General features: G+C 71.7%; 16 protein-coding genes. 7 read left to right on the top strand and 9 right to left on the bottom strand.

The features are described 5' to 3' along the window. Positions 1–32: 32 nt before the first annotated feature. Positions 33–890 (bottom strand): MerR family transcriptional regulator, encoded by an 858-nt coding sequence (locus AN216_RS07360; protein WP_079166362.1) that lies wholly within the window; start codon positions 888–890, stop codon positions 33–35. A 112-nt stretch (positions 891–1002) separates the two neighbouring features. Further along, positions 1003–1794 (bottom strand): TetR/AcrR family transcriptional regulator, encoded by a 792-nt coding sequence (locus AN216_RS07355; RefSeq protein ID WP_070195802.1) that lies wholly within the window; start codon positions 1792–1794, stop codon positions 1003–1005. 147 nt (positions 1795–1941) lie between these two features. On the opposite strand from AN216_RS07355, the gene AN216_RS07350 reads away from it, so the two are divergent. Beyond that, entirely contained in the window at positions 1942–2811 is an 870-nt protein-coding gene (locus AN216_RS07350; protein ID WP_070195801.1) for an SDR family oxidoreductase, read from the top strand. Between the two features lie 20 nt (positions 2812–2831). Here the strand turns inward: AN216_RS07350 and AN216_RS07345 are convergent, their stop codons facing one another. After that, complete coding sequence (locus AN216_RS07345) at positions 2832–3671, bottom strand: nitroreductase/quinone reductase family protein (RefSeq protein ID WP_070195800.1); 840 nt, start codon at positions 3669–3671, stop codon at positions 2832–2834. Between the two features lie 601 nt (positions 3672–4272). On the opposite strand from AN216_RS07345, the gene AN216_RS07340 reads away from it, so the two are divergent. Further along, the gene (locus tag AN216_RS07340; protein ID WP_079166361.1) at positions 4273–5244 is read left to right on the top strand and encodes an oxygenase MpaB family protein; all 972 of its coding nucleotides are present in this window, start codon (positions 4273–4275) and stop codon (positions 5242–5244) included. A 23-nt stretch (positions 5245–5267) separates the two neighbouring features. Here the strand turns inward: AN216_RS07340 and AN216_RS07335 are convergent, their stop codons facing one another. The 3 genes from AN216_RS07335 to AN216_RS07325 all read right to left on the bottom strand — a co-directional run bounded on the left by AN216_RS07335 (position 5268) and on the right by AN216_RS07325 (position 8907). After that, complete coding sequence (locus AN216_RS07335) at positions 5268–5450, bottom strand: hypothetical protein (protein WP_070195799.1); 183 nt, start codon at positions 5448–5450, stop codon at positions 5268–5270. 359 nt (positions 5451–5809) lie between these two features. Continuing rightward, a complete protein-coding gene (locus AN216_RS07330) occupies positions 5810–7426 on the bottom strand; it encodes an ABC-F family ATP-binding cassette domain-containing protein (protein WP_070195798.1) in 1617 nt (538 codons plus the stop codon). A gap of 380 nt (positions 7427–7806) precedes the next feature. After that, positions 7807–8907: a DMT family transporter gene (locus AN216_RS07325; protein ID WP_070195797.1), complete on the bottom strand. Its 1101-nt coding sequence runs from the start codon at positions 8905–8907 to the stop codon at positions 7807–7809. An 82-nt stretch (positions 8908–8989) separates the two neighbouring features. Between AN216_RS07325 and AN216_RS07320 the strand changes: the two genes are divergently transcribed. Together AN216_RS07320 and AN216_RS07315 are read left to right on the top strand one after the other, a co-directional pair. Beyond that, entirely contained in the window at positions 8990–9883 is an 894-nt protein-coding gene (locus AN216_RS07320; protein ID WP_070195796.1) for a LysR family transcriptional regulator, read from the top strand. A gap of 91 nt (positions 9884–9974) precedes the next feature. Beyond that, positions 9975–10595 carry a nitroreductase family protein gene (locus tag AN216_RS07315; RefSeq protein ID WP_244502362.1) on the top strand — a complete coding sequence of 207 codons (621 nt, stop codon included), beginning with the start codon at positions 9975–9977 and terminating at the stop codon, positions 10593–10595. A 56-nt stretch (positions 10596–10651) separates the two neighbouring features. Here AN216_RS07315 and AN216_RS07310 read toward each other — a convergent pair whose 3' ends face one another. Beyond that, positions 10652–11140 (bottom strand): cupin domain-containing protein, encoded by a 489-nt coding sequence (locus AN216_RS07310; protein ID WP_070196085.1) that lies wholly within the window; start codon positions 11138–11140, stop codon positions 10652–10654. Positions 11141–11477: 337 nt separating this feature from the next. Between AN216_RS07310 and AN216_RS07305 the strand changes: the two genes are divergently transcribed. Next, positions 11478–11900 carry an acyl-CoA thioesterase gene (locus AN216_RS07305; protein ID WP_070195794.1) on the top strand — a complete coding sequence of 141 codons (423 nt, stop codon included), beginning with the start codon at positions 11478–11480 and terminating at the stop codon, positions 11898–11900. A 79-nt stretch (positions 11901–11979) separates the two neighbouring features. On the opposite strand, the gene AN216_RS07300 is transcribed toward AN216_RS07305, so the two are convergent. Beyond that, positions 11980–12969 carry an acyl-ACP desaturase gene (locus AN216_RS07300; protein ID WP_070195793.1) on the bottom strand — a complete coding sequence of 330 codons (990 nt, stop codon included), beginning with the start codon at positions 12967–12969 and terminating at the stop codon, positions 11980–11982. A 304-nt stretch (positions 12970–13273) separates the two neighbouring features. On the opposite strand from AN216_RS07300, the gene AN216_RS07295 reads away from it, so the two are divergent. Both AN216_RS07295 and AN216_RS07290 read left to right on the top strand, forming a co-directional pair. After that, positions 13274–13807, top strand: coding sequence for a TrmH family RNA methyltransferase (locus AN216_RS07295; RefSeq protein WP_070195792.1), 534 nt, complete (start codon positions 13274–13276; stop codon positions 13805–13807). Between the two features lie 82 nt (positions 13808–13889). Next, positions 13890–14279, top strand: a complete 390-nt coding sequence (locus AN216_RS07290; protein ID WP_244502361.1) for a gamma-glutamylcyclotransferase family protein — start codon at positions 13890–13892, stop codon at positions 14277–14279. A gap of 86 nt (positions 14280–14365) precedes the next feature. Here AN216_RS07290 and AN216_RS29600 read toward each other — a convergent pair. Next, the coding region (locus AN216_RS29600) for a hypothetical protein (RefSeq protein WP_139140871.1) at positions 14366–14555 on the bottom strand (190 nt) is incomplete at its 5' end.

The raw sequence follows: 14555 nt of genomic DNA, 5'->3' as shown, positions 1-14555 counted from the left end.
TCGCCGTGCGAGCGGGATCTGCCGCCGGGCGCTCAGTCCCGGCCGGTCGACTCCTCCGGGTCGGCCGGCCGCCGGTCCGGTAGCGGGACCCGCTCCCTCGGGAAGGTGTCCCGCAACTCCTCCCGCATGGACCGCTGAAAGGCCGTCACCAGCGCCTGCAGCACCATCGGTTGCATGTGGGCGGACAGCGAGCGCATCTGCTCGACCTGCTCCGGGTCCGCCTCCCACACGCGATAGGGCTGCCACACCTCGTCCCGGAAGAGTCGTCTCAACTCCCGTGCGGTCGCCCGCGCGTGTTCCTGGACGACCTGGCGTGCGGCCAGGATGGAGTCCTGCGACATCGGGACGTCCAGTAGCCGCACGCCCAGGTGCAGCAGTGCGGGATCGACCCGGAAGACGGCGGGATCGTCCGTCGCGGTCAACACGCTCATGGCCTCGAGCCGCGCCAAGTCGTCCTCGGTCAGCCGTCGACCGACCCGCCCCGCCAACTGCTCGCGGGTGCTCTCGTCCAGCGTGTGCGGCAGCCAGGACACCACCATCGCGCGATGGATGGCCAGTTCGTGCGCGGTGATGTCGTCGGGCAACCCCTGGAGGTAGCGTTCGATCGCGGACAGTGTCATGCCCTGGTGCTGCAACTCCTCGATGAGCGCGAGCCGGGAGAGATGGTCGGGGCCGTAGCGGCCCACCCGGCGTGGCCCGATGCTGGGCGGAGGCAGCAGGCCACGGGTGCCGTAGAAACGGATCGTCCGCACCGTGACCCCGGCCCGGGCGGCGAGTTCGTCGACCGTGAGGGTGTCGGTCTCGGCCGTGTGGCCCTCCGTCTCGGGAGCGTCCTCCCGACCCGTCGCCGGGCCAGTGCCCCAACGCGGCTCGGCGTTCCGGTCGTCCATCGCTCGCGCCTCTCTCGCTCCACCGCAGGCCGGTCCCAGGGTGCACCAGTATCGCTGTCGCACCAGATGTGTAGAACCACGGCCTACGCGGTCGCGGCGGCCCGTCCGAGAGTCACCGGCCGGTCGGCGGAGTGCGGACGGCGGCCTCGATGCCGTCGAGTAGTGCCCGGAGGCCGAACTCCCTGGCCTCGGCGACACTTTCGGCAGTGCTGCCGGCCAGCCCGTCCGCCGCCCAGAGCCGCGTGATGGTCGGGTAGGAGGGTGGGTCGAAGAGGTCCTCCCAGAAGGATTGCCGTGCCGCCCACCACTCCGCCTCCGTCTGTCCGGTCACCTCGTGGGCGTGTTGGTGCTCGGCCTCGAATCCCGCCGTGGCGTCCACGAAGGCGACGACGGCTCCGGCCGAGGCCGTGACCTGCCGCGCGGGTAGTCCGATGTCGGCCAGGCTGGAGAGCAGGTACTCCTGCCGGCCCAGCAGGCCGGGACCGAGCGGCGGGCGCACCGTGGTGATCTCCCGCAGCCACGGATGCCGACGGTACAGCGCGAGAGTCTCCCGGGCGTACAGCTGGACCTGCTCGCGCCAGCCCTCGGGGCGCGCTGGCGGTTCGGCCGGCAGGTCGAGTTCACCCCACGCCGCGTCGACCATCAGGTCCATGAGTTCGGCCTTGCCGGGGACGTGCGTGTACAGCGACATCGTGCCCACACCCAACGCGGCGGCCACTCCCTCCATGGTGACCGCCGGCAGTCTCTCCCGGTCGGCCAGTGAGACGGCGGCGGACACGATCTGGTCCGCCGTGATCCGTGGCTTGCGGCCCCGGGCCGGCTTGCCGGGCTTCTCAGCCAGGCCGCGCCACAGTAGTCGCAGGGTCTGCCGGGGGTCGCCCCGCCCGCTGTCGCTCAGCGCCATGAACCGGACCGCGTCCTCTCCCGCCCGTGACAGGGCGCCGGGCTCCTTTTCCCGTATAAGATACGTTAAATAAAAGCCGTAGCACATACGGAAAAGCTGACGCGATGCCGTGCGCCGGACGGCTCGCCCATGACGAGAGGAGCACTGATGAGGGTGCTGGTGACTGGTGCGGCGGGAACGGTCGGGCGTCTCGTCGTCGAAGAACTCCTCGGGGCCGGAGGCTGGGACGTCCGTGTGCTGACCCGCGACCCGGAGCGGGCGGCCCTGCCCAAGGGCGCGGAGGTGGCGGTCGGCGATCTCTCCCGGCCGGACAGCCTGCGCGCGGCGCTCGCGGGGGTCGAGCGGATGTACCTCTTCCCCGTGGCCGAGACGGCTCGCGAGGTCGTCGCGCGGGCGAAGGCCGCTGGGGTACGACGCGTGGTCGTGCTGTCCTCCGGCGCGGTGACCGGCGGGATGGACACCAGCTTCCATCTCCCGGTGGAGCGAGCGGTGGAGGATTCCGGGCTGGAGTGGACGCACGTACGACCCGGCGAGTTCGCGATGAACAAGGTGTCCCTGTGGGGCCCGTCCATCCGGGAGGAGCGCACCGTACGGCATCCGGACCCGACAGCTGCGTGGTTCCCCGTGCACGAGCGGGACATCGCCGACATCGCCGTGACGGCTCTGCTGCACGAGGGTCACGTCGGCGCGGCCTATACGCTGAGCGGGCCGCAACTCCTCAGCCTGCGCCAACAGGCGCACGCGATCGCCTCGGCTCTCGGGGAGGAGATCCACTTCGAGCAGGTCACGCCGGAGGAAGCACGGGAGCTGTACCTCCGGCAGGGCGGTTTCGCGGCGGCCAACGCCGAGTTCCTCCTCGGTTTCGTGGACTACGAGGGCCGGCCGGCCGATCCGCGTGCGATGCCGGACTTCGACCCGTCCGCCCTCGGCCCCCAACCCACCGCCCGGGATGTGACCGGTCGGCCGGCCCGTACGTTCGCCCAGTGGGCCCACGACCACCGTGACGACTTCCGCTGAGATGGCCAGAGCCGCCCGGGTCAGGGCATCGGCAGCTCGTCCAGCACGGGGAGCAGCTGCTGCTCCTCGTAGGCCAGGTGCTCCTCCAGCTCGGTGGTGAGCCGCGTCACCTCGCGCAGCAGCCTGGCCGGGTCCGTGGTGTCGTCCGCGAGCACCGTCCGTAGCTCCTCCAGGAGTACGGCCAGCCGCTCGTGCTCGGCGCGCAGCCGCTCCAGGATGGGGGCGAGGTCCGGGCGCCGTTCGGCGACGAGGTGGAACAGTCCGACGTCCTCGCCCTGATGGTGCTGGCCCAGGCCCAGGCAGAGGGTCAGGCAGTTCATCCGCAATTGGCCGCCCAGGGTCCGGCCCGAGCCGGCGGCCTCCTTCCGGATCAGCGCCAGCTCGCGGCGGATGCCGTCGTGGCTGCCGAGCAGGAACGCGCCCAGCGTGTCACCGGTCGGGCGCGGTGGTCCCGGCGCCGGCCGCAGGGCCACCACCGGGAGCACCCGGGAGGTCTTCCCCTGGTACTCGGCCCAGCCCGGGTCGGCCTCGACGGCGCGCGCGAACAGCCGGTCGCGTTCCTCGCTCTCCAGCACCACGGCGTCCGCCGGGTAGCGGAACGCCCCGTCCTCGACCGTGACGCGGGGGCGTGTGCGCAGGTTGTGGTACCAGGCCGGATGCCGTGGCGCGCCCGCGGCGGAGGCGATGACCAGGGACCGTTCACCGTCTGGCAGGCAGCCGAGGGGGACGGTGTGCGGTTGCCCGGACCGGGCACCGGTGGTGGTCAGCAGTATCAGGCGGGCGTCCTCGAAGGGCCCGCCCACTCGGCCGCCGTTCGCGCGGAATTCCTCGATGACGCGTTGATTGAAGTCGAGTGTCATGTGCGGTGTGTCTCCAAGGGGTGACGAGTGACGGGAAGCGTGAATTGGGCGGTGCTGGAATTCGGGCATGACGAAATAGGGCGCTGGCGCGAGGGCCGCTCTCCGGATGGATTTCGGCAGAGGTCGCGTGACGTACGGCCGCACGTCAGGCGGGCATACGGCACATGGCGCCCGGCCCGAAAGCCCGAAGGCGCGGAAAGGCAGCACGCGGCATACGCCGGCCGGGAGCAGAGTGGCCCGGAACAGCGATGACGAGTGTCACAGGGCGATTTCGACGCCCACGGTGAGGAACGCGGTGGCATGCTCCCGACGTGATTTCGACACCACGAGTGCCACAGCGAGAGAAGGACATCACGGCAGAAAGCCGCACAAAAGAACGAGCGGCGGGCCTCTCGCCCGCCCCGGGCTCACGCCGAGGCCGGGAACCCGTTTCGTGAATGGCACAAGGCCGACCCGGCAGTCACCCGCGCAACTTTAGTGTGGAAAGCGGCCGATGACAATCCCGCCGCAATCCCCGGCCCCGCGGCGCGCGTGGATTCCCCCGCGCGCCTTTCCCCGTACGCGTTCGCCGTCCCACGCGCCACAGGCGCACCATGAGGGTATGCACGCCGAACCACCCGAGCCAGCGGAGCTGACCTTTCCACGGCCCGCGCCGCCGCCCACCCGCGGTGGCGACGCCCGTACGCCCGAGTCGGACCCGGTGCCTCCGCCCCCGGGCGGGATGCTGTGGGACCTGGTCGGCGAGGTGCGCACGTTGCTCACGCTGCCCGCCGCGCTCCTCCTGCAGGTCGCGCACCCGGCGGTGGGCGCGGGGGTGGACGAGCACAGCGTGTTCCGCACGGACCCCTGGGGCCGCGCCGAACGCTCGCTGCACAGCCTGCAACTGTGGGTGTACGGACAGGACCGTGCCGTCGAGGAGGGCCACCGGCTGCGCCGGCTGCACCGCGGCATCCGGGGCACCGACAGCCGCGGCCGGCCGTACCACGCGCTCACTCCCGCGTACTACGCCTGGGTGCACGCGACCGGCTTTCCGGTGTTCCAGCACACCCAGCGCTACCTCGGGAAGCGGCCGTTCACCCCGGCGCAGGAGCGGCAACTCTACGCGGAGTGGCTGCGGGTGGGCCGGGTGCTCGGCATCGCGGACCGGGACATGCCGCAGAACCTGGAGGAGTTCTGGCCGTACTACCGACGGACGCTGACGGAGGAGCTGGAGCCGAACACGGTCGTGCGGGATCTGGTCTCGATCACCGAGCCGCTGCCACCGCCGGACCGGGGTCCGCGAGCCGCGCGCCTGCTCCTACGGGCCGGGTGGCCGGTGTTGGGCCCGATGCTCAGCCGGCTGCGGCGGTTCGTCACGATCGGCTACCTGCCACCGGACGCCCGGCGGGCCCTCGAACTGCCCTGGAGCGTGGCGCAGGAGCGTCGGCTGAGACGGTTCAGCGCGGTGGTACGCCACATCCTGCCCCGGTTGCCCGAGCGGCTGCGCTACCTGCCCGCTGCCCGTGCCGCGCGGGCCGCTCACCGCGCGCGGGCTCGACGCGGTCTGGCGGGGTCGCCGGCGCCGGCGTCCTGACCTGGTCGCCAGAAGCCAGGTCGTCAGCCGTTGGCGGGTGCTGGGGAACTCTTGCCGGGCTCGGAGGACCGCCCGGTGTAGGCGCGGAAGATCTTCGTGGTGGCGTCTTCCCGTCCGGTGTCCAGCGGGACCTGTTCCTGCGTTGTGTCGTCCGCGCCGAACAGCGCGATGGAGGTGACGAGTTCGGCGCTGAGCCGACATACCACTCGCCCTTGCCGTCGTCGCTCGGGCCGGTGACCGTGCGCCGTGTGGAGTGCCGTGCGGCGACGGCGCTGTCCACGGCCTGGTCACCGACGGCTTCCCGTACTGACCGGCGTTCTCCCGCGCGGTTGGCGGAGCGCACAATCGAGGGCGTGAGCTGCTTGCCGTCGTGCTGCAGGCTGGCGTACGCGCCGGCGATCTCCATGGGGCTCACTCTGACCAGACCGAGGAAGGCCCTCTTGGCGGCAGTCGTGCCGGCTGGGGGCCTGCAGCACAGCGGCGAGGCTGGACGGCCACATCTGAGCAAGCCCGGCGGCCCGACACGCCCGTGCCGGGCCGCCGCCGCGCACCGTACGGCTACCGCTCACAACTCCTCGTCCGGGTCCACCTCGGTCAGCTCGCCGTCCATCCGCAGCCAGCGGGTCATGCCCAACTCGTGCAGGAACGGCAGGTCGTGCCCGGCGACCAGCAGCGCGCCCTCGTAGTCCTCCAGCGCCGAGCCGAGCTGCCGGATACTCGCCAGGTCCAGGTTGTTAGTCGGCTCGTCCAGCATCAACAGCTGGGGAGCCGGCTCGGCCAGGAGCACGGCGGCGAGTGTGGCCCGGAAGCGTTCGCCGCCGGACAGCGTCCCCACCCGCTGGTCCGCCCGCTTGGCCTTGAACAGGAAGTGCGCCAGCCGTGCCCGGATCTGGTTGTTGCTCGCGCCCGGCGCCATCCTGGCCACGTTCTCCACGATCGACAGTCCGTCGTCCAGCACGTCCAACCGTTGCGGGAGACAACGGACCGGCACGTGCCGGTGCACCTCGCCCTCCTCCGCCGGAATCCGGCCCTCGATGGTGCGCAGCAGTGTGGACTTGCCGGCGCCGTTCCGTCCGACCAGCGCGACCCGCTCGGGGCCGTGCAGATCCACCTCGACCCGGCCGCCGTGGCGCAGTCGCACCCCGCGCAGGGTGAGCACCTGACGACCGCTCGGCACCCGGGTCGCGGGCAGGTCCACCCGGATCTCGTCGTCGTCCCGTACCGCGTCGCTCGCCTCGTCGAGTCTGTCCCGGGCGCCCTCCAGGCGCTGCTCGTGCATGATGCGGTGCTTGCCGGCGGACTCCTGGGCGGCGCGCTTGCGCAGCTTCATGACCGCCCGGGGCTCCCGCTTGTTGGCGTACATCTTGTTGCCGTAGCGCACCCGCTTGGACAGCTTCTCCTGGGCGTCGGCCAACTCGCGCTTCTGTCGCCGCAGGTCGGCCTCGGCGACCCGCACCATGCGCTGCGCGGCCTCCTGCTCGGTGGCCAGCGCCTCCTCGTACGCCGCGAAGTCGCCGCCGTACCAGTGCACTCCGTCCGCGCGCAGATCCGCGATGCGGTCGACCAGGCTCAGCAGCTCCCGATCGTGGCTGACGACCACCAGTACTCCGGTCCAGGACACGACTGCGTCGTAGAGCCGATGGCGCGCGTGCCGGTCGAGGTTGTTCGTCGGCTCGTCCAGCAGCAGGACGTCCGGCCTGCCGAGCAGCAGGGCCGCGAGCCGCAGGAGCACCGTCTCGCCGCCGGAGATCTCACCGATCCGCCGGTCCAGCTGGATGTCGGTCAGACCCAACTGGTCGAGCGTAGCCCGGGCACGCTCCTCGACGTCCCAGTCGTCCCCGACCGCGGTGAAGTGCTCCTCGGCGGTGTCTCCCGCCTCGATGGCGTGCAGTGCGGACCTGGCGGTGGCGATGCCGAGCGCCTCGTCCACCCGTAGCGCGGTGTCCAGGGTGAGGTTCTGTGGAAGGTAACCGACCTCGCCGGTGGCCTGGACCGAGCCCTCCTGCGGGGTGAGTTCCCCGGCCAGCAGTCTGAGCAGCGTGGACTTTCCGGCGCCGTTCAGTCCGACCAGGCCGGTGCGTCCGGGGCCGATCGTGAGGTCGAAGTCCTCCAGTACGGTCCGGCCGTCCGGCCAGCCGAAGGAGAGGTGATGACAGGACAGCGAGACGGTGGGTGCTGACATGGGCCGCTCCGGATGGTGGTGGAGCCCGCGGACGTTTGGCCGTCACGAACGGACTCCCGAGTACGAGGAAACCCGAGAAGGGGCAAACGCGGAGACACCAGGCCCCGAAAAGGGGCACCGGGCGGGCGCCGAAGAAGGCGGCTCGCTTCGAGGTCACATCCGTGGCAGTCAGCGGGGCACACGGTGTCTCAGGACCTCAGACGAGCAACGGACCTCTCCAATCGGCGGCAACAGAACCGCCCATGACGGTACACCCGCCCACGACGCCGGGCAATCGCATTTGGAGCGGCCGGTAGCGGGTGAGCGGGCACCTGTGCGGGGGTGTATGTTGGCCGATCCCCGGTGCACTCCCTGTTCCACTCACCCGCCGCCGGACGCACTCAACCCCGACTGGCGCCGGCGGCGTCACCGACATCACGGGCACTGTCCGCATCGCCGAGCCCACCGGCGCCGGCGGCGTCACCGACAGCGCCGACGCGGCCAGCACTCCCACCACCAGCACTCCGACCACCAGCATCACCGGCCTGGTCGCTCGCCCCACCCGACGCGCCACTCGGCGTGCGCGTGGCGTACCACACCGTGATGATCACCAGCACGCTGCCGAGGATCTGGCTGGGCGTGGGTCGCTCGTCCAGCACCACCACCCCGACCAGTACGGCCAGCACCGGCTGCGTCAGCAGTAGCCCCGCGCCCACGTTGGGCGCCAGGCGGGGCAGGGCAGCGTTGATCAGCAGCCAGGCGAGCACCTGCCCCAGCAGCGCCAACGCGGCCAGCCAGGCCCAGGCCGCCACCGTGTCCGGCAGCGCGATCCCCGTCCAGGCGCCGCCCAGCAGGCCGGCCGCCGCCGTGGCGCCCACCGTGGCCACGCAGACCGGCAGCGCCTGGTGCGTACGCCCGCCCGCCAGCCGGGCCAGGAAGAGGTAACCGGCGTACGCCACCCCGGAGGCCGTGCCGTACAGCACTCCGGCCACCGGGTCGCCCTCGCCGTCGGCGCCCCCCATCGCACCGCCGGCCAGCGCGACACCAGCCAGCATCACCGGCGCCGCCAGCAGGAACCGTCCGGGCAGTGGGGTGCCGGACACCAGCCGGGCCAACAGCGGGAAGACGACCACCTGCACGTTGAGCAGCACGGCCGCGATGGACGCGCCGAGGTTGAGCACACAGGCGGTCCAGAGTACGAAGTCCAGGCCCAGCAGCGCTCCCGCGGCCAGGTCCAGCAGCAGCCAGCGTCCGGCCCGGGTGCCCCGGCGTACGACCTCGCGCCAGGCGAGCGGGGCCAGCACGAGCAGCGCGAGGGCGCACCGGAAGAAGGCGGCCGTGCCCGCGTCCGTACCGGACAGCTTGACGAAGGCGCCGGACGCGGCGGTGCACGCGGCGCCCCCCAGGACCAGCAGCACGGGGTTGTCGAAGCCGTGTCGGTGCCCGCCGGCCGCACGGGTCTTGCTGGCGGTGACGCTACGGGAGGTGGGTACGGATGCCATGGACTACACCTTGGGGGCCACGACCCGATAGTAAAAGCGATGTTTTCTGCGGGGTACACGACAGTGTTGCTACTGTTTCTCCGTGTACAGCCTCGAACGCCTCCGCGCCCTCGCCGCGGTCGCCACGCACGGCACCATCGCGCGGGCCGCGACCGCGCTGCACGTCACGCCCTCCGGGCTGTCCCAGCAACTGGCCAAGCTGGAGCGGGAGTCCGGTCATCGACTGCTGGAGCGGGACGGCCGCAGCGTGCGGCTCACGCACGCCGGTCGGGTCCTCACCGGCCACGCGAACAGCATCCTGGCCCAGCTCACCGCCGCCGAGACGGACCTGGTCGACCTGCACGACGAGATCCTCGGCCCGCTACGCCTCGGCGGTGTGGGCAGCGCCGTCCGCAGCCTGCTCATCGGCGCGCTCGCCGACCTCGCCCAGGCGCACCCCCGGTTGACCCCGTCCCTGCGGGACGGCGAGGGTATCGACATGCTGCCGTTGCTCCTCGCCGGCGACCTGGACCTGCTGGTGATCGAGAGCTGGAGCAGCCGGCCGATGCGGTTGCCCGAGGGGGTCGCCATCCAGGCTCTCGTACGCGAACCTGTTCGGGTCGCGCTTCCGGCCGAGCACCCTGGCGGCAGCGGAACCTCGCTCGACCTGGCCGAGTTGGGCGGCACGCCCTGGGCCAGCTGCGCGCCCGGCACCGAGCCGTACGAAGCGCTCGTACAGGCGCTGCGCAGCCGTGGCCGGGAGCCGGACATCCGGTACGACGTCGCTGAGTACGCCACCCAGCTCTCCCTGGTGGAGGCTGGCTTGGCCACCGCGCTGGTGCCGGCCATGGCGGAACGTCCGACGCCGACCGGGGTGCGCTTCGTTGACTGTGAACCACCCCTGGAGCGGGACGTGTTGGCCGCCTGGCGGGCCGGTCCGGACAGACCGGCGATCCGCGCCTGTCTTGCCGCGCTGCACCACCGCGTGCTGTCCTGACAGTATGGTCCATACCAATACGGATGCCGCCTCGTCGCCCGTCACCTCGTCGCCCGGCACTCCGCCGCCCGTCACCGTTCCGCTGCGTCCCATGGACGTACCGGCGGACCAGGCGGCGGCCCGCGCCGAGGAGTTCCACGAACGGATGGCCCGGCGCCGCACCGTCCGGGACTTCGACTCCCGGCCGCTGCCCGAGGACGTGCTCGACTGGGCGATCCGCACCGCCGCGACCGCGCCCAGCGGAGCGCACGTACAGCCCTGGCGGTTCGTCGTCGTCACCGATCCGGCGCGTAAGGCCCGCCTGCGCGAGGCCGCCGAGGCCGAGGAGCGGGAGTTCTACGGCCGCCGCGCGTCCCTGGAGTGGCTGGCGGCCCTGGCGCCGCTCGGCACCGACGAGCACAAGCCGTTTTTGGAGGCCGCGCCCGCCGTGCTCGTCGTCTTCGAAGTGCACCGGGGCCCGCACTCCCCACGCCCGTACTACACCAAGGAGTCCGTCGGCATCGCCGTGGGCCTGCTGCTGGCCACGTTGCACCTGGCCGGGCTGGCGACGCTCACCCACACGCCGAGCCCGATGCGCTTCCTGAACGAGATCTGTGACCGGCCGAGCGAGGAGCGTGCGGCGTACGTCATCCCGGTCGGCTATCCGGCGCCTGACGCGCGGGTGCCGGACCTGAGCCGCAAGCCGCTTGACGAGGTCATGGTCCGGCTGTAGGAGCGAGCGGGTCGGGCGCCTCTCCCGTGCAGGCGTGGCACGCCGCTGGCCCAGGGCTACATGTCCTCCAGGAAGTAGCTGTCGTGGCGGAGCCGGAAGTCGAGTTGCTCGGTGCCGCCACGCCGCGCCATCTCCGCGAGGTTCTCGAAGTAGTCCTCGCGGGGCGCTCCGGGGGAGAAGAGCAGCAGCATGGAGGCGGGTTCGTTCGAGTCGTTCCGGAACGCGTGGAGACCGCCGACCGGGACGTACAGGAAGTCGCCGGCCGTGGCGGATGTCCACTCCTCGCCGTTGAACAGGCTGACGGTGCCGGAGAGGACGTAGAAGGACTCCGAGATGGTCTTGTGGAAGTGGGTGCTGGGGCCGCCAGCCCGGGGCGCCATGTCGACCTGGTACAGGCCGAACTCGCCCTGGGTGGTGTGGTGTGTGGCCAGATAGCGCGTCTCGCTGCCGTTCGCCGCGGTGAGGTCCGGTGCCGTGCTGGCGGGCCGGAACACCGCGTTCACCTCGCCGGTGTCGCCGGAGTACCGCTGTGGGGGATAGGACACCTGTGAGCCCTTCCGCTGGGGGTGGATGCCGCGGGAGGCGGATCGCCGCCCGGAGGGGACCGTACGCGACTCGTGCGGCGTACGGGTGCTGCCGCACGACTCGCCCTGGGCACCGGCACCCATCGGACGTAGCCATGAAGGAACGGCCCGCCCACTGTCGAACAGTTCGACAGTGGGGCGCCCTACACTGGCACCTTGCTGCTGGTGACCCACCACCGTCGGACGATGGACACGGTACGCGTGACCGCCGGGGTGAGACACGCGACGGTCAACTGCGGAAGCGTCGACCGCAGGACGCCAGCTGGAGACCGCCGACAGCCGAGCAGGGAGCAGCGACATGACGGAGCCGTTCACGGTCCGGGTGACCGTGCGCGCGTACGAGACCGACGCGCAGGGGCACCTGACCGCGGTGGCGTATCTGCAGTACGCCGAACACGCGCGGTGGGAGCTGCTCCGCGCGGCGGGTCTGCGGCACGGCGAGATCCAGGCCGCCGGATTCGGCCCGGTGACCCTGGAGACGACGATCCGATACCACCGTGAGGTGGTCGTCGGAGACGACGTCGACATCTCCTGCGCGCTCGTCTTCGGCGAGGGCAAGACCTTCCGTGTCGAGCAGCGCCTCACGTGCCCGGACGGGAGCCTGGTGGCCGAGGTCTCCGGGGTCGGGGGCCTCCTGGATCTGACCGAGCGGAAGCTGGTGCGGACGCCCCGCGACCACTTCCGGTCTGAGGCGCGGGACCCGGGCCTGCTCGGCCTGTGAGCGGCCGGGACCGGGGGCCCGGGACCCTGCCCCGGGCGGCTTGTACGCGCCGCGGGCGTCAGCACCAGCGGGGCGGCGGTCACGCCGCCGGTCGCCCCGCCTCCTCGGCGCGGGCCGCGAGGCGTGCCTGGCGCGCCTCCAGGCGCTCGTCGAACTTGCGGGCCTGGTCGTCGAGTCCGTTCAGGTACGTACCCAACTCCTCCTGCGCGCGCAGCCCCTCCGGGCCGAGACCGTCGATCTGGAGCGCCTTGAGGAAGCGCAGCACCGGCTGGATCACGTCGTCATGGTGGATGCGCAGGTTGTAGACGCCGCCGAGGGCGATCCGCGCCGCGGCCCGCTCGAAGCCCGGCATGCCGTGTCCGGGCATCCGGAAGTTCGTCACGACGTCCCGGACGGCACGCATCGTCAGGTCCGGGGCGATCTCGAACGCCGCGCGCAGCAGGTTGCGATAGAAGATCATGTGCAGGTTCTCGTCGGTGGCGATGCGGGCGAGCATCCGGTCGCAGACCGGGTCGCCGGACTGGTGCCCGGTGTTGCGGTGCGAGACCCGGGTGGCCAGTTCCTGGAAGGCGACGTACGCCACCGAGTGCAGCATGCTGTGCTGGTTGTCGGACTCGAAGCCCTCCGACATGTGCGCCATCCGCAGCCGTTCCAACTCGTCCGGGTCGACCGCCCGGGAGGTGAGGAGGTAGTCCCGCATCACGATGCCGTGCCGGCCCTCCTCCGCCGTCCAGCGGTGCACCCAGTTGCCCCAGGCGCCGTCCCGGCCGAAGAGGCTGGCGATCTCGTGGTGGTAGGAGGGCAGGTTGTCCTCGGTGAGGAGGTTCACCACCAGGGCGGTACGGCCCACCGCGGTGACCTTGGACTGTTCCGGTGCCCATGCCGCGCCCTCCAACGGGCCGTCGAAGTCCCGGCCCTCGCTCCACGGGACGTACTGGTGCGGCATCCAGTCCTTGGCGACCGACAGGTGTCGGTTCAGCTCCTTCTCCACCACCTCTTCGAGGGCGTAGAGCAGTTGCCTGTCTGTCCACTCGGACGTGCTGGTGTGCGGAACGGCGGTCGAACTCACGGGGACTCCAGAAAACGGGGACGCTCGGGCACGAAACGCCTGTGGGGAGGGCATTACTTACGGTGCCGTAGGTTACGATATCGTAGGTTGTGCGATGCCGAAAAGTCCCCTCGAGACGCTGACCAGCAGGGCTTTCGCGACCGGGTGGCGGGTCGGCCGCCCGCCGAAGGCGCCGGGCGCCGGATCGCAGCCGCCGCTCGCCGGTCGAAAAGCCCTTCGCGGGGCTGCGGTTGACCGGTTATCGTGCGCGGATGCTCTTTCCTGCGATGTCTGTGGATCCCGGGAGGTCCTGCCTCGGGCGCCGATGAGCGGCCGACAGCGCGCCCCGGCGCTGCGCGTCCGTACGCGCCGCGAGCTGCGCCAGTTCCGGCGCGGCAGAGCGCACTCCTGCTGGGATCATCTGTACGCCGCTCCGCTCTGGCCATTGCACGGCGCGAACCTCGGCACCCTGCTGCGCACGTGTGACGCGGTCGGCGCCTGTCTGATCGTGCCCCGGTTCCCCTGGGTGCCCGAGGCGCTCGCTCGGGGTGACACGCTTCGGCGCCCCGCCTGTGTGCACTGGACCGGAGATCCCCTCGGCTGGCTCGAACGCCAGCGGGCCCGCGGACTGCGGGTGATCGGGGTGGAGTTGGCCGAAGGGGCGGTACGCCTCGCGGACCTGCCGCCGGTGCGGCAGGCCACCGTGGTGGTGCTCGGGCACGAACAGTCCGGCGTTCCGCCGGAGGCCCTGGATCTGCTGGACAGCGCGGTGGAGATCCCGATGATCGGGACGGGCGCCAGCCTCAACGTGGCGGTGGCCGGCTCTCTGGTGCTGTACAAGGCGGCCGGGTTGCTGTGAGGCTCAGTGCTTCCCGCCGTCCGTGCGTCCCGCCCGTGCCCGCCGCCGCGCCGGTTCGGACACGATGGTCTACGGTCCGGGCATGGCGGTCGAGCACCCGGATCTCTTCGTCTACGGCACGCTGCGCTTCCCCGAGGTGCTGGCAGCGCTACTCGGCCGGGTGCCGCCCCGCGCGCCGGCACGGGTGCGCGGCTGGCGGGCCGCGGCGCTGGCCGGACACGTCTATCCGGGGCTGGTGCCCGCTCCGGGCGTGATCACAGCCGGTCTGGTGCTGTCCGGTCTGACCGCCGCTGAGCGCCGTGTGCTGGACGAGTTCGAGGGCCCGGAGTACGAGCCCCGCCCGCTTGAGCTGACCGACGGCGGACGGACCTGCTCGTACGTGTGGCGGGGTAGCGGCGTCCTCGCCGAGGACTGGGACGCCGCCGCGTTCGCCAAGTGCGAGCTGCCCGCGTACGTGGCCCGGCTGGCCTGAGCCGGCGGCCGTACGCGCTGCTGTCGGCAGCGCACCGTACGGCCGCCGATGTTGCGTACGGCCACCGACGGAGTGGCGGGAGACGTTCAGCGTTTCCCGCCGCCACCCAGCAGCCCGGCGCGGCGGAGGGCGTCCGCCATCTCGCTGTTGGCCGGCGGTGCGTCACGACGCTTGCCGCCACCCGAACCCTCGCGACCGCGCTGGCCCTTGCCGCTGCCGGAGCCGCCCGACCTGCCTGATCCCCCTGACCCGCTCGGCCTGCCCGACCCGCCGGCG

This window comes from Streptomyces oceani (assembly GCF_001751245.1).
GTDB lineage: Bacteria > Actinomycetota > Actinomycetes > Streptomycetales > Streptomycetaceae > Streptomyces > Streptomyces oceani.
The sequence above is the reverse complement of the archived record's forward strand: the minus strand, read 5'-3'. Positions and strand labels throughout refer to the sequence as shown.

Coding starts and splice junctions, on each gene's coding strand:
- AN216_RS07360 (WP_079166362.1), bottom strand. CDS start 890: ATGGACGACCGGAACGCCGAGCCGCGTTGGGGCACTGGCCCGGCGACG.
- AN216_RS07355 (WP_070195802.1), bottom strand. CDS start 1,794: ATGGCGCTGAGCGACAGCGGGCGGGGCGACCCCCGGCAGACCCTGCGA.
- AN216_RS07350 (WP_070195801.1), top strand. CDS start 1,942: ATGAGGGTGCTGGTGACTGGTGCGGCGGGAACGGTCGGGCGTCTCGTC.
- AN216_RS07345 (WP_070195800.1), bottom strand. CDS start 3,671: ATGACACTCGACTTCAATCAACGCGTCATCGAGGAATTCCGCGCGAAC.
- AN216_RS07340 (WP_079166361.1), top strand. CDS start 4,273: ATGCACGCCGAACCACCCGAGCCAGCGGAGCTGACCTTTCCACGGCCC.
- AN216_RS07330 (WP_070195798.1), bottom strand. CDS start 7,426: ATGTCAGCACCCACCGTCTCGCTGTCCTGTCATCACCTCTCCTTCGGC.
- AN216_RS07325 (WP_070195797.1), bottom strand. CDS start 8,907: ATGGCATCCGTACCCACCTCCCGTAGCGTCACCGCCAGCAAGACCCGT.
- AN216_RS07315 (WP_244502362.1), top strand. CDS start 9,975: ATGGACGTACCGGCGGACCAGGCGGCGGCCCGCGCCGAGGAGTTCCAC.
- AN216_RS07305 (WP_070195794.1), top strand. CDS start 11,478: ATGACGGAGCCGTTCACGGTCCGGGTGACCGTGCGCGCGTACGAGACC.
- AN216_RS07295 (WP_070195792.1), top strand. CDS start 13,274: ATGAGCGGCCGACAGCGCGCCCCGGCGCTGCGCGTCCGTACGCGCCGC.
- AN216_RS07290 (WP_244502361.1), top strand. CDS start 13,890: ATGGCGGTCGAGCACCCGGATCTCTTCGTCTACGGCACGCTGCGCTTC.